Origin of the sequence: Geobacillus genomosp. 3 (assembly GCF_000445995.2) — a bacterium.
Lineage (GTDB): Bacteria > Bacillota > Bacilli > Bacillales > Anoxybacillaceae > Geobacillus.
Genome location: NC_022080.4, coordinates 2,562,607 through 2,582,992, shown reverse-complemented (window position 1 = coordinate 2,582,992; position 20,386 = coordinate 2,562,607). Strand labels below are relative to the sequence as shown.

Annotated in this window: 19 protein-coding genes and 1 other annotated feature; all 19 genes read left to right on the top strand. The window is 53.9% G+C overall.

The window, feature by feature from the left end; genetic code table 11:
• The first annotated feature begins 1 nt into the window (after nt 1).
• The 19 genes from sdhB (at nt 2) to tig (ending at nt 20,300) form a co-directional block, all read left to right on the top strand.
• Nucleotides 2–763, top strand: coding sequence for a succinate dehydrogenase iron-sulfur subunit (sdhB, locus tag M493_RS12885; protein ID WP_020960798.1), 762 nt, complete (start codon nt 2–4; stop codon nt 761–763).
• A gap of 259 nt (nt 764–1,022) precedes the next feature.
• Nucleotides 1,023–1,247, top strand: a complete 225-nt coding sequence (locus M493_RS12880) for a helix-turn-helix domain-containing protein (RefSeq protein ID WP_020960797.1) — start codon at nt 1,023–1,025, stop codon at nt 1,245–1,247.
• 211 nt (nt 1,248–1,458) lie between these two features.
• Nucleotides 1,459–1,902 (top strand): MarR family winged helix-turn-helix transcriptional regulator, encoded by a 444-nt coding sequence (locus tag M493_RS12875; RefSeq protein WP_020960796.1) that lies wholly within the window; start codon nt 1,459–1,461, stop codon nt 1,900–1,902.
• 9 nt (nt 1,903–1,911) lie between these two features.
• Complete coding sequence (gene racE, locus M493_RS12870) at nt 1,912–2,706, top strand: glutamate racemase (RefSeq protein ID WP_020960795.1); 795 nt, start codon at nt 1,912–1,914, stop codon at nt 2,704–2,706.
• Nucleotides 2,707–2,811: 105 nt separating this feature from the next.
• Nucleotides 2,812–3,888: a GerMN domain-containing protein gene (locus M493_RS12865; protein ID WP_020960794.1), complete on the top strand. Its 1,077-nt coding sequence runs from the start codon at nt 2,812–2,814 to the stop codon at nt 3,886–3,888.
• Nucleotides 3,889–4,309: 421 nt separating this feature from the next.
• Nucleotides 4,310–5,593, top strand: a complete 1,284-nt coding sequence (locus M493_RS12860; protein WP_020959148.1) for an IS110 family transposase — start codon at nt 4,310–4,312, stop codon at nt 5,591–5,593.
• A 394-nt stretch (nt 5,594–5,987) separates the two neighbouring features.
• On the top strand, nt 5,988–6,761 hold the full coding sequence (gene rph / locus M493_RS12855) for a ribonuclease PH (protein WP_020960793.1): 774 nt from the start codon (nt 5,988–5,990) through the stop codon (nt 6,759–6,761).
• Nucleotides 6,758–7,372, top strand: a complete 615-nt coding sequence (locus tag M493_RS12850; RefSeq protein ID WP_020960792.1) for an XTP/dITP diphosphatase — start codon at nt 6,758–6,760, stop codon at nt 7,370–7,372. The genes rph and M493_RS12850 overlap by 4 nt, the downstream gene beginning before the upstream one ends.
• Nucleotides 7,369–7,878, top strand: a complete 510-nt coding sequence (locus tag M493_RS12845; protein ID WP_020960791.1) for a metallophosphoesterase family protein — start codon at nt 7,369–7,371, stop codon at nt 7,876–7,878. The genes M493_RS12850 and M493_RS12845 overlap by 4 nt, the downstream gene beginning before the upstream one ends.
• 313 nt (nt 7,879–8,191) lie before the next feature.
• Nucleotides 8,192–9,091 (top strand): branched-chain-amino-acid transaminase, encoded by a 900-nt coding sequence (gene ilvE, locus M493_RS12840; protein WP_020960790.1) that lies wholly within the window; start codon nt 8,192–8,194, stop codon nt 9,089–9,091.
• A 22-nt stretch (nt 9,092–9,113) separates the two neighbouring features.
• Nucleotides 9,114–9,380 (top strand) — a binding site (T-box leader).
• 70 nt (nt 9,381–9,450) lie between these two features.
• Complete coding sequence (gene ilvB / locus M493_RS12830) at nt 9,451–11,184, top strand: acetolactate synthase large subunit (RefSeq protein ID WP_020960788.1); 1,734 nt, start codon at nt 9,451–9,453, stop codon at nt 11,182–11,184.
• Nucleotides 11,163–11,681, top strand: a complete 519-nt coding sequence (gene ilvN, locus M493_RS12825) for an acetolactate synthase small subunit (protein WP_023817697.1) — start codon at nt 11,163–11,165, stop codon at nt 11,679–11,681. The genes ilvB and ilvN overlap by 22 nt, the downstream gene beginning before the upstream one ends.
• Before the next feature lie 36 nt (nt 11,682–11,717).
• Nucleotides 11,718–12,743, top strand: coding sequence for a ketol-acid reductoisomerase (ilvC, locus tag M493_RS12820; protein WP_020960786.1), 1,026 nt, complete (start codon nt 11,718–11,720; stop codon nt 12,741–12,743).
• Nucleotides 12,730–14,277 carry a 2-isopropylmalate synthase gene (locus tag M493_RS12815; protein ID WP_020960785.1) on the top strand — a complete coding sequence of 516 codons (1,548 nt, stop codon included), beginning with the start codon at nt 12,730–12,732 and terminating at the stop codon, nt 14,275–14,277. Before ilvC ends, M493_RS12815 begins: the two co-directional genes overlap by 14 nt.
• A 16-nt stretch (nt 14,278–14,293) precedes the next feature.
• The gene (gene leuB, locus M493_RS12810; RefSeq protein WP_020960784.1) at nt 14,294–15,409 is read left to right on the top strand and encodes a 3-isopropylmalate dehydrogenase; all 1,116 of its coding nucleotides are present in this window, start codon (nt 14,294–14,296) and stop codon (nt 15,407–15,409) included.
• Nucleotides 15,410–15,428: 19 nt separating this feature from the next.
• Nucleotides 15,429–16,844 carry a 3-isopropylmalate dehydratase large subunit gene (leuC, locus tag M493_RS12805; RefSeq protein ID WP_020960783.1) on the top strand — a complete coding sequence of 472 codons (1,416 nt, stop codon included), beginning with the start codon at nt 15,429–15,431 and terminating at the stop codon, nt 16,842–16,844.
• 88 nt (nt 16,845–16,932) lie between these two features.
• The gene (leuD, locus tag M493_RS12800) at nt 16,933–17,526 is read left to right on the top strand and encodes a 3-isopropylmalate dehydratase small subunit (RefSeq protein WP_020960782.1); all 594 of its coding nucleotides are present in this window, start codon (nt 16,933–16,935) and stop codon (nt 17,524–17,526) included.
• Between the two features lie 338 nt (nt 17,527–17,864).
• Entirely contained in the window at nt 17,865–18,848 is a 984-nt protein-coding gene (locus M493_RS12795; protein ID WP_020960781.1) for a tetratricopeptide repeat protein, read from the top strand.
• Nucleotides 18,849–19,013: 165 nt separating this feature from the next.
• A complete protein-coding gene (gene tig, locus M493_RS12790) occupies nt 19,014–20,300 on the top strand; it encodes a trigger factor (RefSeq protein ID WP_020960780.1) in 1,287 nt (428 codons plus the stop codon).
• The last annotated feature ends 86 nt before the right edge of the window (nt 20,301–20,386 follow it).

The window sequence follows — 20,386 nt, the reverse complement described above, 5'->3', positions numbered from 1 at the left end:
GATGAGCGAGAACAAAACGGTTCGATTCATCATTACGCGCCAAGATCGTCCGGATTCTGCGCCATATGAAGAGGAGTTTGTCATCCCGTACCGCCCGAATATGAACGTCATTTCAGCGCTCATGGAAATTCGCCGCAATCCGGTCAATGCCAAAGGAGAAAAAACGACACCGGTTGTTTGGGAAATGAACTGTTTGGAAGAAGTGTGCGGGGCGTGTTCGATGGTTATTAACGGCAAGCCGCGCCAAGCGTGTGCGGCCTTGATCGACCAGCTTGAACAGCCGATCCGCCTCGAGCCCATGCGCACGTTCCCGGTCATCCGCGACTTGGCGATCGACCGAAGCCGGATGTTTGACGCCTTAAAACGAGTAAAAGCGTGGATCCCGATCGACGGAACGTACGATTTAGGTCCGGGGCCGCGCATGCCGGAGCGGAAACGGCAATGGGCATACGAGTTGTCAAAATGCATGACGTGCGGCGTTTGCCTTGAGGCGTGCCCAAACGTTAACAGCAAGTCGAACTTTATCGGCCCGGCGCCGCTGTCGCAAGTCCGGCTGTTTAACGCCCATCCGACTGGGGCGATGCATAAAGCGGAACGGCTGCGGGCCATTATGGGCGACGGGGGATTGGCGAACTGTGGCAATTCGCAAAACTGCGTGCAATCATGTCCGAAAGGCATTCCGCTGACGACGTCAATCGCTGCATTAAACCGCGACACGACGATTCAAATGTTCCGCGATTTCTTCGGCAGCGACGAAGCATAACGATACTATATCGATCCCCTTCATGGACGGCCATGAAGGGGATTTATGTTCACCAAGACACCGGGCGACAACCGGCTGCCAGGCAGATGCCGCCTGTCGGCTGTTGTCCCGGCGGACGGGAAGTGTGAAGAAAGAAGACCCATTTTTCTATTAGATAAACAAATTTTCGTCACCGTCACCCTTGCTCTCACATACGATATGGTGAGGAAATACCCATCCGGCAGTTCGGGCCCATTGAGAGCAAGGAGGGTTACAACCGTTGAAGGATCAATCGTTTCAATCGAAGCCGCTGTTGACAAAAAGAGAAAAAGAAGTCTTCGAATTGCTCGTCCAAGACAAAACAACGAAAGAGATCGCCAAAGAGCTGTTCATCAGCGAGAAAACCGTTCGCAACCATATTTCGAACGCGATGCAAAAGCTTGGGGTTAAGGGGCGCTCGCAAGCTGTCATCGAATTGCTTCGAATGGGCGAACTTGAACTATAAACGATGCCGGCTTTCCCTTTTCGGATGGCCGGCTGTTATGTTCCCTTGCGGCCGGACGAGGCTTGATTGCCCGCCCGGCTTTCGTCTGTAGTGGAAGTGGCATTTTTGTATTGATTATGTCCCCGGGTGTTGTAAAATGAAAAATAGAATAAGTATTGGCACGAGCCGCCGCTTTAGGGCTAAGCCGCGAAAACGATCAAGGGGAGATTGTATGCCGTCTGCGATGAATGAAAAAACAGTTGCTGAGTTGGAAAAATTGCTTCGTTATATCGCCGCTAACTTAAAACAGCGCGGCCGCGAAATTTTAACGAATTACCCGATTACCCCCCCGCAATTTGTCGCCTTGCAATGGCTGCTTGAAGAAGGGGACTTGACGGTTGGCGAGTTATCGAACAAAATGTATTTGGCGTGCAGCACGACGACCGATTTGACTGACCGCATGGAACGGAACGGCCTTGTCAGCAGAATCCGCGACGAGCATGACCGCCGCGTCGTCCGCATCCATCTGTTGGAAAAAGGAGAACGCATCATCGAGGAGGTCATTGAAAAACGCCGGCGCGATTTGGCGAGAGTGCTAGAGAACTTTTCGGATGAGGAAATCGTCTTCTTGGAACGTTGTTTACGAAAATTGCATCAAGAAATGAACAAAGAATGAGGCGATCATTTGGAAAGAGCAATTGGTGTCATAGACTCAGGGGTTGGCGGCTTAACCGTCGCCAAAGAAATTATGCGGCAGCTGCCGAAGGAACGGATCATTTATCTCGGCGACACCGCCCGCTGCCCATATGGACCGCGTCCAGTGGAAGAAATCCGTCAGTTTACATGGCAAATGATTCAGTACTTGCAGCAATACCCGCTGAAAATGCTCGTTATCGCCTGCAACACGGCGACCGCTGTCGTGCTTGATGAGGTGCGGGCGATGCTTGACATTCCGGTGCTTGGTGTCGTCCATCCTGGCGCTCGCGCCGCTCTGAAGGCGACGAAAAGCGGGCATATCGGTGTGATCGGCACGGTCGGAACGGTCAGAAGCAAAGCGTATGAAAAAGCGCTCCAATCGATCAACTCGCACGTTCGTGTCGAAAGTTTAGCCTGTCCGAAATTCGTCCCGCTTGTCGAAAGCGGTGATTTTGAAGGGGAGAAGGCGGTGGCGATTGTCGCCGAATCGCTTGCTCCGCTGCGTCCGCGGCCGATCGATGTGCTCATTTTAGGATGCACACATTACCCGCTGTTGGCCCCGCTCATTCGGGCGTATATGGGGAAACAGGTGAAACTCATTTGCTCCGGCGATGAAACGGCCCGCGAAGTAAGCACGATTTTGCATCATAGCCACCTCCTTTACACGGGCAGACGCGAACCGGAGCACTTGTTTTTCACGACCGGATCAAAAGAACTGTTTGAAAAGATCTCAGGAAAATGGTTTGGCAAATCGATCGGCAAAGTGGAGACGATTCGCTTATGACCGAAAAAATCCTTTAGCGCTTGGACGCTAAAGGATTTTTTTATTCTATTTTGGCAACCGGCTCGTATACATAGTAGTACAAACTACGAGTAGGAGGGAACGTCAATGGGCAAACGGACGGCTCATAGATGGATGGCGCCGGTGCTCGCTTCGCTTTTGCTGCTTGGCGGCTGCGGTTTGTTTGGCAATGATGAGGCGGTGAAGGAGATCGACCCGCCGCAAGAAACGAGCTATGTCAAAGACGGCCAAGCGCTCCAGGAGGCAACGGGAGACAAACAGGGAGAAAAAGAGGAAGCGAAGGCTGCTGAGACGGTGAAGAGGGAATTATACTTAATTGACAAACATGGCTTCGTCGTGCCGCAAACGGTCGAGTTGCCAAAAACACAGGCGGTTGCCAAACAAGTGCTCGAATATTTGGTTGAGGACGGTCCGGTGTCAGAAATTTTGCCAAATGGCTTCCGCGCTGTTATTCCGGCAGGGACGACTGTGCTCGGGACGAAATTGGAGAAAGATGGGACGCTGATCGCCGATTTTTCGCCGGAATTTAAGCAATACAAACCGGAAGATGAAAAGCGGATTTTGCAAGCCATTACGTGGACATTGACTCAATTTGATAACATTAAACGCGTCAAAATCCGGATTAATGGCTATGACCAAGAAGTGATGCCGGTCAATAAAACACCGATTCAGGGTGGAGTCAGCCGTGCGGACGGCATCAATATCGAGGCAAGCGGCGTACCGGACATTACGAATACACACCCGGTCACCGTCTATTTTGTCGCCCAACAGGGGGATCACACATATTACGTGCCGGTGACAAGACGCGTCCCCAATAAAGAGAAGGACGATATCGCAGCGGCGATCCATGAACTCATTCAAGGGCCGGATCATGGCAGTGGACTTGTCGGCGTCTTTCAGCCGGATGCCAAACTTGTCGATGCCCCGAAATATGAAGACGGTAAAGTGACGCTCAACTTTAACGAAGGTATTTATGGCAGCAACAAGAAAAACGTCATTTCCGATGTTGTGCTAAATTCGCTTGTGTTGTCGCTCACCGAACAAAACGGGGTGGAAAGTGTGGCGATCACCGTCAACGGCAAAGCGGATCTCGTTACCGAAGACGGTAAGCCGCTCACAAAACCGGTCACTCGGCCGCAAAACGTCAATACCGGGACATTTTAGCCGTTTGGCGCCGGCAGCTGGAAACGAAGAAACGGTTATGGTATAACAAAGAGGTGGAAACGTCTTCCGCCTCTTTGTTTTTGATTAAAAACCGTAGGACGCACGGAGATGGCTTGGCGGACAGCGTGCCGTGGGGCGGAGGTTCCTGCGAATCTCCCACCTCTAAGCGCACGTGTAGGTGGGAGGGCGTTCAATAAAGCGGTGGGAAGCTTGCGATAGACGTAGGAAAGAAATGTTCTACACCGCCTGGATTCGCTAAAAAAGGGCCGACCGACACCGGACGGCCAGGCGGGAGCCACCTAAGGAGGAAAAAGGAGCATTCCCGTTAGGAGCTTTTCCGGGGACTTGATCAAAAAAAGCCCTCTTGGTATGATGCAGGGGTGCCAAACAATACCTACCATCATGCCAAGGAGGACTTCAGATGAATTGTACACAAAATCAGAAAATCAATCAAGTCACGGAACACACATTGGTCGTGGGCATCGATATCGCGAAACGAACCCACTACGCCTGCTTCGTGGATGACCGGGGGCGCGTGCTTCGCAAGTCGTTCCCGATCTTCCAGTCGAAAGAGGGGTTTCAACAGCTGTATGAAGCGATTCAGGAGGGGAGGAAAGCGTTCGGGAAGTCACAGGTGATCGTCGCTGTGGAGCCGACCGGGCACTACTGGTTGAACCTGGCCTACTTCCTCGAAGAAAACGGGATCCCGCTGGTCATGGTCAACCCGGCGCATGTGTGCCGGTCGAAAGAACTCGATGACAACCTGCCGACGAAACACGACGCCAAAGACGCCCTGGTCATCGCCAGGCTGGCGAAAGACGGGCGATTCCTCGTCCCCCGGCTGCTGCACGAGATCGAAGCGGATTTGCGCGTCGGGAGCACGCTCAAAGAGAAGCTCCGGAAGGAACAGGCGGCGGTGAAAAACGCGATCATCCGTTGGACGGATCGGTATTTTCCAGAGTTTTGGACCGTGTTTCGCGACCTGGGGAAAACAGCGCTGGCGGTGCTGGAGTGGACGCCGCTTCCGGCCGATATGGCGGGTCGGACCGCCGAGGAGCTTCTGGAGGCGTACCGGCAAAGCGAAGGGCTGAAATGCCCGCAGAAAGCGAAAATTCAGGCGTTGATCGACGCCGCGAAGGGCTCGATTGGGGTGACGGAAGGGACGACGATGGCCCGGTTTGAGATCGCCGCGCTCGTCCGCCAATACCGCCAGTTCGAGGCCGAAATCGCAGCGTTGGACGCCGAGTTGAAGGCATTGGTTCAAACAACGATGGAGTATCAATGGCTGAAAACGGTCGACGGGTTGGGAGATGCCACGATCATCGATCTGCTGGCGGAGATCGGCAGTTTTGCCCACTATCGGGACCCGCGTCAATTGGTGAAGTTGGCGGGCCTGACGCTCAAGGAGAACTCCTCCGGCCAGCGCAAAGGGCAAAAGCACATCTCGAAGCGGGGACGGAAACGGCTGCGATCGGTGCTGTTTCGGGCGGTGATTCCGCTGATCCGGCACAATGAGGCGTTTCGCGAGCTGCATGAGTACTATACGACCCGGCCCGTCAACCCGCTGACCGGAAAGCAGTCCATCGTCGCGTTATGCCGAAAGCTGTTGAATGTGCTGTTTGCGATTTGCACGAAGAAACAAGCGTTTGACGCGGAGCGAATGAGGCAGGACGTCTTGTCCCATGTTCCACACCGGGCGGCCTAAGGCCTCCCCCCACGAACGGAAGAAGTGTTGGACAACAGGATGACACCGGAGAAGCTGGCGTGATCTCATCCATTCGACCTCGAGTCCCGAAAGGAGCTTGGCCGGCCTCCGCCTGATGACGAGACCGAACGAGGGAATGTTGGCGCAAAGACGCCCGGAGACATGGGAGGGTTCGTCCTCATCAGCGATGCGGAGATCCAAGGGTGCATCGAATACACTTCCTCCCACGTCAGGAAAATGGATCCAGGCGTGGCCGCGAAGCGCACCCTAGGTCTGTAAGATATCCACAAAACTGAAAAAGGATGTAAGGGATTTTGTCGAAAAATATTTTTTCGGCACCCCTGAGAGGCCGAAAAGCCTTGATATATCAACATTTCTAGAGGGAGGATTGCCGATGAGAACGGACGGACGAAAGAACCGCGAGCTGCGCCCTGTACATATACAACCGCATTACATGAAACATGCCGAAGGGTCGGTGCTGATTGAAATCGGCGACACGAAAGTGATTTGCACGGCGACGGTCGAAGAGAAAGTGCCGCCGTTTATGCGCGGCGGCGGGAAAGGATGGATTACGGCTGAATATGGGATGCTGCCGCGGGCGACAGAACAGCGGAATGCGAGGGAAGCGAGCAAAGGGAAAGTGTCAGGGAGGACGATGGAAATTCAGCGCCTGATCGGCCGGTCGCTCCGTTCGGTCGTTGAGCTGGAACAGTTGGGTGAGCGGACCGTCTGGCTTGACTGTGACGTCATTCAGGCGGACGGAGGGACGCGGACAGCGTCGATTACCGGCGCGTATGTAGCGCTAGTGCTGGCGCTCTCGAAGCTCGTTGAGGAAGGGAAGCTTCAGTCGCTTCCGGTTCGCGATTTTCTCGCTGCTACGTCAGTCGGCATCGATCCCGAACACGGGATCATCCTTGATTTGAATTACAGCGAGGACACGCGGGCCAAAGTTGACATGAACGTCGTCATGACCGGGGCCGGCCAGTTTGTCGAAATTCAAGGCACCGGGGAAGAGGCGACTTTTTCCCGCGCCGAGCTGGACGAGTTGCTCGGGGCGGCGCAAACCGGCATTGAACAGCTCATCGCCATTCAGCGCCGCGTATTAGGCGAGAAGGCGGCCCACATCGGGGCGAAGTGGGAAACAGAACGGGAGGGGAAGGCAGAGTGAAGGAAATCGTCATTGCCACAAAAAATGCCGGCAAAGTGCGCGAGTTTGCCGCCTTGTTTGCGAAGCGGGGCATCGACGTGAAATCGTTGCTTGATTTTCCGGACGTTCCGGATGTTGAAGAAACAGGGAGCACATTTGCCGAAAACGCCAAACTAAAGGCGGAAGCGGTGTCTGACCGCTTGCAGCGGCCGGTCATCGCCGACGATTCCGGGTTGGCGGTCGATGCGCTCGGCGGCCGGCCGGGTGTCTATTCAGCCCGCTATGCCGGCGAAGACAAAAACGACGCGCGCAACATCGAAAAACTGCTTTGTGAGTTGGAAGGTGTGCCGATGGAAAAACGCACCGCCCGCTTTCATTGCGCGTTGGCGGTCGCCATTCCCGGGCGGCTGACCGCCGTTGTCGAAGCGACGTGCGACGGCTATATCGCTGAAGAGCCGCGCGGGGAGGGCGGTTTCGGATATGATCCCGTCTTTTATCTTCCGGAGAAGGGGAAGACGATGGCTGAACTCACTCCGGAAGAGAAAAATGCCATCAGCCACCGGGCGAAGGCGTTGGCGCGGTTGAATGAGCAATGGGACGAGATCATGGGCGAAACGAGGCGGGCGGAATGAAAGCGGTCATTGTGAGTGACAGCCATGGGCTTACGGATGAACTGGCGCAAATTGTCATGCGCCATCGCCATGAAGTGAACTTGTTCATTCATTGCGGCGATTCCGAACTGCCGGCTGAGGCGGATGCGATCGCCCCATTTGCGGTCGTGCGCGGCAATTGCGATTGGACAGCGGCGTTTCCCGATGAGCGGATCGAGGAGGCGGACGGCGTCCGCCTCTTTGTCACCCACGGCCACTTATACGGGGTGAAGACGTCGCTTTTACGGTTATACTATCGGGCGAAAGAAGCGGGGGCCAATATCGTTTGCTTCGGCCACTCCCACTTGGCTGGCGCCGAGCAAATCGATGATGTGTTGTTCATTAATCCCGGCAGCATCGCCCTGCCGCGCGGAAGAAAAGAAAAAACATATGCGGTGTTAGAAATGGACAGAGGGCGGACCTTCATCCAATTTTGCGATATCGGGGGGCGCCCTATTCCCGGTCTTGAAAAAACGTTTTCTATCTAAAGCGGACGCCTGTCCGCTTTTTTCATTATCCGGGCGTCTTCACCTTGAAGGATTGAAACTATTTGAACCGTTTCTCTCCTCTCCCCTTCTGTTGTTGGCGGGAAAGAAAAAATTTTTTCATAATCGACAAATCCTTGATTCTATCACATTGTAAGCGTATACAAATAGTTGGACCAATCGAAATTTTCAAAAAACGTTATTGACGGCGGGGAGGTTTAGGATTATTATAATTTTCAAACAAGAGAAACGACTCAAACACATCATCGAGCCGTTCGAAGCAACTGTTGACTGATCAAGGAAGAGGGGAACCGAAGTGGGCGAACAATGGATCTTTTTAAACGGAGAACTTGTAACGAAGGAAAACGCAAAAATATCAGTTTATGATCACGGATTTTTGTATGGGGACGGCGTGTTTGAAGGGATTCGCGTTTACAGCGGCAATGTTTTTCGTCTCGAAGAGCATATAGATCGGCTGTACAATTCAGCTAAATCTATTTTGCTGGACATTCCGTATACGAAGGACGAAATGATCGGCTACTTGCTCGAAACTGTCCGCCGCAACGGCTATCAAGATGCGTACATTCGCCTTGTCGTTTCGCGTGGGGTTGGCGATTTGGGGCTCGACCCGTATAAATGCAAAACGCCGCAAATCGTCATTATCGTTGAGCCGTTGGCACTCTTCCCGAAACATTTATATGAAACGGGCATTGAAGTGGTGACAGTAGCAACGCGCCGCAACCGCTCCGATGTGTTGAGTCCGAAAGTCAAATCGCTCAACTATTTAAACAACATTCTTGTAAAAATTGAAGCCCATCTGGCCAACGTGAGCGAAGCGCTCATTTTGAATGACCAAGGATATGTGGCCGAAGGCTCTGGAGATAACGTCTTTATCGTGAAGGATGACGTCATTTACACGCCGCCGGGGTATGTCGGGGCGCTTGAAGGCATTACGCGCCAGGCGATTATAGAAATTGCGACTGAACTCGGCTATACGGTGAAGGAGGAGCCGTTTACCCGCCATGATGTATATGTTGCGGACGAGGTGTTTTTAACCGGGACGGCAGCCGAAGTCATTTCCGTCATTAAAGTTGACGGCCGGACGATCGGCGACGGAACCCCTGGTCCGCATACGAAGCGGCTTCTGGAAGAATTCCGCCGCCGCGTTGTAGCGGAAGGCGTGAAAGTATATCCGACCAACGCCAATGTCGGTTGAGCTGCAACGATAATTGCATAGGGAAAAAGCGTTGACGAGGATAAGTAGTCAGCGGGGCCAACATCCACAGAGAGCCGGGAGAGCTGGGAACCGGTGATGTTGCCGCTTGATGAACTCACCTCCGAGCGCCAGCCTGAACGCCAAACGGCTAGTAGGGTTGGACGGGTGGAGATGCGCGCTTCACCCGTTACGAAAACGAGCGGCTGGCTTTGGCTGGTTGCTCCTAAGGCGGCCGTGATGGCCGTGAAGAAGGGTGGTACCGCGGAAAGGAAACCTTTTCGCCCCTTTGGCTGGAAGGACCAGTCATTGTGGGTGGAAAGGTTTTTTATATGGATCACAACCAACGGGGAGGATCGACGATGGCAAAGATGAAAGTGGAGGAACAAGCGAAGACGAAGGCGAGAATGAGCGGGTCGCTGATGCTGATTGAAGCGCTCAAGGCGGAGCAGGTCGAAGTCATTTTCGGCTATCCGGGCGGGGCGGTGCTGCCGCTTTACGACGAGCTGTATAAAGCCGGTGTGTTTCACGTGTTAACGCGTCATGAGCAAGGAGCCATCCATGCGGCGGAAGGGTACGCGCGCATTTCCGGGAAACCCGGGGTTGTCATCGCCACCTCCGGCCCGGGAGCAACAAACATCGTTACCGGGTTGACGGACGCCATGATGGATTCGCTGCCGCTCGTCGTCTTTACCGGGCAAGTGGCGACGAGCGTCATCGGTTCGGACGCGTTCCAAGAGGCGGACGTCGTCGGGATCACGATGCCGATCACGAAGCATAACTACCAAGTGCGCGACATCAGTGAGCTGCCGAAAATTATTAAAGAAGCGTTTCATATTGCGACGACCGGGCGGCCAGGTCCGGTATTGATCGACATTCCAAAAGATGTCACGACGGCCGAAGGGGAATTCGATTACGACCAAGATGTCCACCTGCCCGGCTACCAGCCGACGACACAGCCGAATCATTGGCAAATCCGCCGGCTCGTCGAGGCGGTCAGCCAGTCGAAGCGGCCGGTCATTTTAGCCGGCGCCGGCATCTTGCACGCCAATGCGGCCAGTGAATTGCGGCAATACGCCGAGCAGCAAAACATTCCGGTCGTCCATACGCTCCTTGGCCTTGGTGGGTTCCCGGCCGACCACCCGCTTTTCCTCGGCATGGCCGGCATGCACGGCACGTACACGGCGAATATGGCGCTGTATGAGTGCGACTTGCTGATTAACATCGGCGCCCGCTTTGATGACCGGGTCACCGGCAACTTGAAATATTTTGCGCCAAAGGCGACGGTCGCCCATATTGATATCGATCCGGCGGAAATTGGAAAAAATGTACCGACGAAAATCCCGATCGTCAGCGATGCGAAGGCGGCCTTGCAAGAACTGATCGACCAGCAAGGCAAACCGGCCGACAACGCGGCATGGCTCGCGCAGCTTGATGAGTGGAAGCGGCGCTTCCCGCTTCATTACGAACCGGAAGCCGGCACCATCAAACCGCAAAAGTTGGTCGAAATGATTTACGAATTAACGAATGGTGAGGCGATCGTCACGACCGATGTCGGCCAACATCAAATGTGGGCGGCGCAATATTACAAGTTTAACCGACCGAATCGCTGGGTCACCTCCGGAGGGCTTGGCACGATGGGATTCGGACTGCCGGCAGCGATCGGCGCTCAGCTGGCGGATCGGAGCGCGACTGTCGTTTCGATCGTCGGTGACGGCGGCTTCCAAATGACATTCCAAGAGCTGTCGGTCATCCAAGAGTTAGGTCTGCCGATCAAAGTCGTTATCGTCAACAACCAGGCGCTTGGCATGGTGCGGCAATGGCAGGAACTGTTTTATGACAAACGATACTCCCACTCGCTCATTCCGAACCAACCGGATTTCGTGAAATTAGCGGAAGCGTACGGCATGCCAGGGCTGCGGGCGACAACGGAAGCGGAAGCTGCTGAAGTATTAAAACAAGCGTTTGCCATCGATGGTCCGGTGCTGCTTGACTTCCATGTCCGCGCCGACGAAAACGTCTATCCGATGGTGGCGCCCGGAAAAGGGCTTCATGAAATGGTGGGGGTGAAAGCATGCGAAGAATTATCACAATGACCGTCAACAACCGTCCAGGCGTGTTAAATCGCATCACCGGACTGTTTACGAAGCGGCATTACAACATTGAAAGTATAACTGTCGGCCATACGGAAATCGACGGGGTATCGCGGATGACGTTCGTCGTCAATGTTGATGATGAACGGATCGCCGAACAAATTATTAAGCAGTTGAACAAGCAAATCGATGTGCTGAAGGTCAATGATATTACCGATCAGGCCATCGTCGCCCGCGAGCTGGCGCTCGTGAAAGTGGCGGCAGCTCCGGCGGTTCGTCAAGAAATTTATACGCTCATCGAACCGTTCCGCGCCTCGATCGTCGACGTGAGCAAAGACAGCCTTGTCATTCAAGTCACCGGCGAGCCGGAAAAAGTCGAAGCATTGATTGAGCTGCTGCGCCCGTACGGCATTAAAGAAGTAGCGCGCACCGGAACGACCGCGTTTACCCGCGGGGCGCAAAAGGCGGCAGCCAGCCAGAAGACGGCGTTTATCATTTAACAATACTTACACTACGTGACAAAGGAGAGGGTAATCATGGCAAAAGTATACTATAACGGAGATGCAAACGAACAATATTTGCAAGGAAAAACGGTCGCGATCATCGGTTACGGTTCACAAGGCCATGCCCATGCGCAAAACTTGCGCGACAGCGGCGTCCGTGTCATCGTCGGATTGCGGAAGGGGAAATCGTGGGAACAGGCGGAACAAGACGGCTTTGACGTCTACCCGGTTCGCGAAGCGGCGAAACAGGCGGATATTGTGATGGTGCTGCTGCCGGATGAAAAGCAGCCGGCGGTTTACAAAGAAGAAATCGAACCGGAACTCGAGCCGGGCAATGCGCTTGTATTTGCCCACGGATTTAACATTCATTTCAGCCAAATTGTTCCGCCGGAGCATGTGGATGTCTTTTTAGTTGCCCCAAAAGGACCGGGCCATCTTGTGCGGCGCACGTACGCGGAAGGAGCCGGAGTACCCGCGCTCATCGCTGTCTACCAAGATGTGACCGGGCACGCGAAAGAAACAGCGCTCGCCTACGCGAAAGCGATTGGCTCCGCGCGGGCAGGGGTGCTTGAGACGACGTTCAAGGAAGAAACGGAAACCGACTTGTTTGGCGAACAGGCGGTGCTTTGCGGCGGGCTGACAGCGCTCATTAAAGCCGGGTTTGAAACGCTCGTCGAAGCCGGGTATCAGCCGGAAGTCGCGTATTTTGAATGTTTGCATGAAATGAAGCTGATCGTCGATCTCCTTTACGAAGGCGGCTTGTCGTGGATGCGCTACTCGATTTCCGATACGGCGCAATGGGGCGACTTTATTTCCGGCCCGCGCGTCGTTAACGACGCTGTGAAAGCGGAAATGAAAAACATTTTGCATGACATTCAGACTGGGAAGTTTGCAAAAGGCTGGATTTTGGAAAACCAAGCGAACCGTCCAGAATTTAACGCCATTAACCGGCGTGAGAACGAACATTTGATTGAAGTCGTCGGACGCGAATTGCGGAGCATGATGCCGTTTGTGAAGGCAAAACAAAACGAGGCGGTGGTGCCAGGTGCGAAAAATTAAGTTTTTTGACACAACGTTACGTGACGGGGAACAGTCGGCTGGTGTGAACCTGAACTTGCAAGAAAAGTTGGAGATCGCCCGCCAGCTCGAGCGGCTGCAAGTCGACATTATCGAGGCGGGCTTCCCCGCCTCGTCAAAGGGCGACTTTGAAGCGGTCAAACAAATCGCCGAAACGATAAGAACATGTTCGGTCACCGGGCTGTCACGCTCGGTGAAGGGGGATATTGATGCTGCATGGGAGGCGTTAAAAGGCGGCGCTGAACCCCGGCTCCATTTGTTTATCGCTACATCGCCGATCCATATGGTGCATAAGCTGCGGATGACGCCGGAGCAGGTGATTGAAGCGGCGACCGAAGCGGTGAAATACGCGAAACGTTTCTTCCCGATCGTCCAATGGTCCGCGGAAGATGCTTGCCGGAGCGAGCTGCCGTTTTTGGCGAAAATCGTCACTGAAGTGATCAAAGCTGGCGCTTCAGTGATCAACATTCCAGATACGGTCGGCTATATTACACCAAAAGAGTATGGCGACATTTTCCTCTATTTACGCAACAATGTTCCGAATATTGAAAATGTTTCCCTTTCCGCCCATTGCCATGACGACTTAGGCATGGCGGTCGTCAACTCGCTGTCAGCCATTGAGCACGGGGCAACACAAGTCGAATGCACAATCAACGGCATCGGCGAGCGAGCCGGCAATGCGGCGCTCGAGGAAATCGCTGTCGCCCTTCATATCCGCAAAGACTACTATCAAGTGGAAACGCGTCTGAATCTGCAAGAAATTAAGCGCACGAGCAGTCTAGTCAGCAAGCTGACCGGCATGGTCGTTCCGCCGAATAAAGCGGTCGTCGGCAAAAACGCCTTTGCCCATGAATCAGGCATTCACCAAGATGGTGTTTTAAAAGAAAAAACGACGTACGAAATCATTTCGCCAGAGCTCGTCGGTGTGGCGTCGAACTCGATGGTGCTCGGCAAACATTCCGGGCGCCACGCGCTTCGCAATCGGGTTGAAGAGCTTGGCTACGCGCTTTCGGAAGAGGAAATCAACCAACTGTTCATCCGCTTTAAAGAGTTGGCGGATAAGAAAAAAGATGTTACGGATGATGATTTGATCGCCTTAATTTTCGAGGAGAAGTTCGATCACTTTAAAGATTTTTACCAATTGTCGTCGATCCAAGTGCAATACGGGACAAATCAAATCCCGACAGCGGTCGTCGTTTTAAAAGACGGAAAAGGACGCGACATTCAAGAGGCGGCGACCGGAGCCGGCAGTGTCGAGGCGCTGTACAATACGCTTGAGCGCTGTTTCCAAACAGCGGTGACGCTGCTCGATTACCGGATCGAATCGGTAGGGGGCGGCCGCGATGCGTTAGCACAAGTGTTTGTGAAAGTGCGCGTGCGCGATGTGGAAACAAGCGGGCGCGGCACGGCGCAAGATGTGTTGGAAGCATCGGCGAAAGCGTACATTAATGCGATGAACCGCATGTTTATGATCGAAGCGATGCGTGCCGAAAACGAAAAAGTGGCAACACCATAAAACGGAGGGATTCAATATGGGAAACTATCGGATTGCCGTCTTGCCAGGGGATGGCATCGGTAAAGAAGTGACGTCCGGAGCGGTGGAAGTATTAAAAGCGGTCGGAACCCGGTTTGGCCACGAGTTTACATTCCAATACGGGTTGATTGGCGGAGCGGCGATCGATGAAGCAGGGACGCCGCTCCCTGATGAAACGCTTCGTCTTTGCGAACAAAGCGACGCCGTCTTGCTCGGGGCGGTCGGCGGTCCGAAGTGGGATCAAAATCCTCCGCACTTGCGCCCGGAGAAAGGGCTGCTTGCCATCCGCCAACAGCTTAAGTTGTACGCAAACTTGCGGCCGGTCGTTTGCCATGACAGCTTGGCCGTGTCCTCGCCGCTTAAGCCGGATGTCATCCGCGGCGTCGATTTCATCATTGTCCGCGAGTTGACGGGCGGCATTTACTTTGGTCAACCGAGCGGCCGCGTCGTCGAAAACGGGGAAGAAAAAGCGATTGACACACTCTTATATAAAAAGGAAGAGATCGAACGGATCGTGCGCATGGCGTTTATGCTCGCGCGCGGGCGGAAGAAAAAGGTGACATCGGTTGACAAGGCGAACGTGCTCTCCTCAAGCCGTTTATGGCGGGAAGTGGCCGAAGAGGTCGCCAAACAATTCCCGGACGTAGAGCTCGAGCATATGCTTGTCGATAATGCGGCGATGCAGCTCATCCGCGCGCCGAAACAGTTTGATATCGTTGTGACGGAAAACATGTTTGGCGATATTTTGAGCGATGAGGCGTCAATGCTGTCCGGTTCGCTCGGGATGCTGCCGTCGGCGAGCTTATCCGTCTCGGGGCCGAGCTTGTATGAGCCGGTGCACGGTTCGGCGCCTGATATCGCCGGCATGCGCAAGGCGAATCCGATTGCCGCGATTTTGTCAGCCGCTATGATGCTTCGCCTGTCGTTCGGGCTCACCGCTGAGGCGGAAGTGATCGAGCATGCGGTGCAGCAGGCGCTCACCGCGGGCTTGCGCACAGCTGATCTAGCGCAAGGCAGCGGGCGCATTGTCTCGACAGATGAAATGGTCGAGGAAATCAAAAACGCAGTGCTGGACTATACCGAGATCGCGCAAATTATGACCGTTTATGCATGAGACGTGCGAGGTGAAGGCCATGAAACCAAAAACGATTATCGAGAAAATATGGGAAAATCATGTCGTCTACCGCGAGGAAGGCAAACCGGATTTGCTGTACATCGATTTGCACTTAGTGCATGAAGTCACTTCCCCGCAGGCGTTTGAGGGGCTGCGCCAAAACGGTCGCAAAGTGCGACGCCCGGACTTGACGTTTGCAACGATGGACCATAACGTGCCGACCGTCAACCGGTTTGTCATCACCGATGAGGTGGCGCGCAACCAAATTGCGGCGCTAGAGCGCAACTGTCGCGAGTTTGGCGTCCCGCTCGCCGATTTGCATAGTGAAGAGCAGGGGATTGTGCACGTGATCGGCCCGGAGCTCGGTTTAACCCAGCCGGGCAAAACGATCGTCTGTGGCGACAGCCATACATCGACACACGGAGCATTTGGCGCCTTGGCATTCGGCATCGGCACCAGCGAAGTCGAGCACGTGTTGGCGACCCAAACGCTTTGGCAGCATAAGCCGAAAACGCTGCAAATCCGCATTAACGGCCAACTTGGCGACGGAGTGACGGCAAAAGACGTTATTTTGGCCATCATCGGCCGTTACGGTGTCGGCGTCGGCACCGGCTATATTATCGAGTTTACCGGCGAGGCGATCCGCCGTATGTCGATGGAAGAGCGGATGACGATTTGCAACATGTCGATTGAAGCCGGAGCGCGCGCCGGTCTCATCAGTCCTGATGAAACGACATTTGCCTATTTGCGCGGCCGCAAATATGCGCCAAAAGGGGAGGAATTCGAGCAGGCGGTCGAACGGTGGCGGGCGCTCGCCAGCGATGAGGGAGCCGAGTATGACAAAACGATCGAAATCGACGCCTCGACCATTGCCCCGATGGTAACGTGGGGCACGAACCCGGCGATGAGCACATCGGTTGACGGGACGGTGCCCGGCCCGGAACAATTTGCAAGCGAAACAGAGCGAAACGCGGTGCGCCGAGCTTTGGAATACATGGGGCTCGAGCCAGGCACACCGATTACGGAAATTCCGGTGCAGCACGTGTTTATCGGCTCTTGTACGAACTCACGCATCAGCGATTTGCGCCAGGCGGCGAACATTATCAAAGGAAAAAAAGTGGCTCCCGGCGTGCGTGCGCTCGTTGTGCCCGGGTCGCAGCAAGTGAAAAAGCAAGCGGAGGAAGAGGGGCTCGCGCAAATTTTCATCGATGCCGGCTTTGAGTGGCGCGATGCCGGCTGCAGCGCCTGTTTAGGCATGAATCCGGACATCATTCCGGAAGGGGAGCATTGCGCTTCCACGTCGAACCGCAACTTTGAAGGGCGGCAAGGAAAAGGGGCGCGCACGCATCTCGTCAGCCCGGCGATGGCCGCCGCTGCCGCCATTTACGGCCGCTTTGTCGACGTGCGGCAGCTTGAGGCTGAGCCGGCCCGATGACGGACGGTTCTGGAAGTGGCTGCATCACGTTTTGAGGATATCCGCTTTTGGAACGGTGACTCATACATCTGACGGAAGGGGAGAGACGATGAAGCCGTTTACGATTCACCGCGGGAAAACCGCCGGCATCGACCGAGCGAATATCGATACCGACCAAATCATCCCAAAACAGTTTCTAAAACGGATCGAGCGCACCGGATTCGGCCAGTTTCTATTTTATGATTGGCGGTATTTGAGCGACGGTACGCCGAACCCGGAGTTTGAGCTGAACCGTCCGGAAAATGAAGGGGCAACAATTCTTGTCGCCGGCGAAAATTTTGGCTGCGGCTCGTCGCGCGAGCACGCGCCGTGGGCGCTTCAAGATTACGGATTTCGCGCGATCATCGCCCCGTCATTTGCCGATATTTTTTACAATAACTGCTTAAAGAATGGGCTGCTGCCGATCCGGCTTGATCAGGAAGATGTCCGCTATCTATTGCGCCAAAGCGAGCGCGCCGACTATGAGCTGACTGTGTCGCTTGAAGAGCAGCGCGTGTTTGATGACGAAGGGTTTTCGCGCCCGTTTGACATTGACCCGTACCGAAAACAGCTGCTCTTAAAAGGATGGGACGAGATTGATTTAACGTTTGTATACGAACCACATATTGCCGCCTATGAGCAAAAACATTGTCCGCGGCCGTAAGCGCTCTGCGTTTGGCGCGTCAATGCAACGCGAATGGAGGGTGTCCCAAAAGCGACGGGACACCCTTTTTTATCATCCTGAACCGGGAAGCGTCCGCTTCCATGTGTGAGCGTCAGTGGGGAATATCGCTCCGTACATGCGCTACTCGCTTTCGTCCGGCTATATCTTGTCCCTTTCTTAGAGGCAGACGACTTTTTGGACCAGTTCTGGTTCTTTCCTTGGCTGTGAGAGCATGGGCGTGCCGTCATCATTTTGTCCCGGTGTGCAACAACGCACAGCTTGTTTCACTGGAGAAAACTTGCTACACTTGTGGTAAATGCAAATGGGAGCAGGCGAAGATGGGAAACGGAAAAAAAGGAAAAATCATTATGTTTCCGCAAACGAAAGAACGGTTGATCGAAGAGGCGTTCGCGGCGCTCGAAGCAAAGCAGTACAAGGAAGCGCTCCGTTTTTTGCGCGCCGCCGAACAGCTTGGCGATGGCAGTTTTCCGATCCGGCTCGGGCTTGCGGTTTGCTGCTACGAACTCGGGGAATACGATGAGGCACAATGGCGTCTGGCCGCGTTGCTTAACGAACAGCCGAACAACAGCGAACTGCTGCAAATGTATGTTGCCCTGCTGTTGCAAACAAACCGATACCGCGAAGCGGAAACATTGATCCGCTCCGCCTTGCGCCGCCAGACGTTGCCGGTTTCGCTGCGCGAACAGCTTCGCCAGCTGCTCCGGTTCAGCGAAAAAATGAATGCCCGCCCATTGCCGCCCGCCGAACGGAAGCGGGTGAAACGATTGCTTGAATCGGAGGATATCGCCGAGCACATGCAGCTTATTAAACAATTGGAAAAGGAAGACATCGCCCCGGTACTGTCGTTGCTTAAGCAATATTTAAGTGAACCGAAAAAAAGCCCGATGGCGAAAACGATGCTGCTTCGGCTTTTGACGGTAAAACAGATCGACGAGGCGGTGACGGTCGAGAAGTTTGGCCGTCTCATCGATGTCGTCCCCTCCGCCTTGAACGAACAGGCGGAAACGGAATTCGCTTCAACGCTGCTCCGCCTGCTTGAACAGCGGCTCACTGCTGAAAGCCCAAGCTTATATGAAACCGCGTCGGAAATTTGGCTTCGCTATGCGTACATCTTGTATCCGTTCCCGCCGGAACCGGCCGATGCTGACCTATGGCTTGCCGCCCTCCATTGGATGGCGAGCCGCTTTCAAGGGATGGATGCTGATATGGACACATTGGCCGCCCGCTACGGCGTAGCGGCGGCGGAGATGGCGAAGCTTTGCAAAAAGCTGCACGAAATAGAGAAACTTTCCTACCTCTAATGGATGGTTCTATATTGAAACATGGCTTTTGTATGTTATAATATAATGGCTGTGCTATGTATCTGTTTTCGCATACTTGGCTACATAATATGGACATAATAACAGGATAATGGACAAGCAGACTGCGCCATGATCCGAGCAATGATTTTAGGTGGAGGGAACAGTATGTCAGTCAAATGGGAAAAGCTTGAAGGAAACGAAGGGGTATTGACCGTTGAGGTCGATGCAGAACAGGTGAACAAAGGCTTGGACGCCGCGTTCAAAAAAGTGGTGAAAAACGTCACGCTTCCGGGCTTCCGTAAAGGGAAAGTGCCGCGTGTCTTGTTTGAAAAACGGTTTGGCGTTGAAGCGCTCTACCAAGACGCGCTCGATATTTTGCTGCCGGAAGCGTATGCGAAAGCGGTTGAAGAAGCAGGCATTGAACCGGTATCGATGCCGGAAATCGACATTGAGCAAATGGAAAAAGGGAAAAGCTTAATTTTTAAAGCGAAAGTGACCGTGAAACCGGAAGTAAAGCTCGGCCAATACAAAGGGCTTGAAGTCGAAAAAATGGATGCGACGGTGACGGACGAAGATGTCGAAAATGAGCTGAAGCGCCTGCAAGAAAACTATGCCGAACTGGTCGTCAAAGAAGACGGGACAGTAGAAAACGGCGATACGGCTGTCATTGACTTTGAAGGGTTTGTCGACGGCGAACCGTTTGAAGGCGGCAAAGCGGAAAACTATTCGCTCGAAATCGGCTCCGGGACGTTCATTCCTGGATTTGAAGAGCAGCTTGTCGGCATGAAAGCGGGCGAAGAAAAAGAAATTGAAGTCACCTTCCCGGAAGAGTACCATGCGGAACAACTCGCTGGCAAACCGGCGATGTTCAAGGTGAAAGTGCACGAAGTGAAAGCGAAACAACTGCCGGCGCTTGACGATGAATTTGCGAAAGACGTCGATGAAGAGGTCGAAACGCTTGACGAATTGAAGGCGAAAATTCGCGCCCGCCTGGAAGAAGCGAAAAAGAACGAGGCGGAAGCGGCGGTGCGCAACGCGGTCGTCGAGAAAGCAGCGGCCAACGCGGAAATTGACATTCCGGCTGTCATGGTACAAAACGAGACCGACCGGATGCTTCGCGAATTTGACCAGCGCCTGCAAATGCAAGGGCTGAACTTGCAGCTGTATTACCAGTTTTCCGGCCAAGACGAAGCGGCGCTGCGCGAGCAAATGAAAGAAGACGCCGAAAAACGGGTTCGCGCGGCTCTGACGCTTGAAGCGATCGCCGAAGCGGAAAACATCGACGTGACGGACGAAGAAGTGAACGAAGAGCTCGAAAAAATGGCGGCAGCCTACAACTTGAGCGTTGACAAGTTAAAAGAGCTGCTCGGCAGCTTGGACGGCGTCAAAGAAGATGTAAAATGGCGGAAAACGGTCGATTTTCTTGTAGAGCATAGCACGGTTGCGGCATAATAATAAAGTGAAAGAACAAGGCGCGAGACGTTCGTGCCTTGTTCTTTATCTCAATCATGGCGTTTGAAGAGTGACTTTTCAAACTT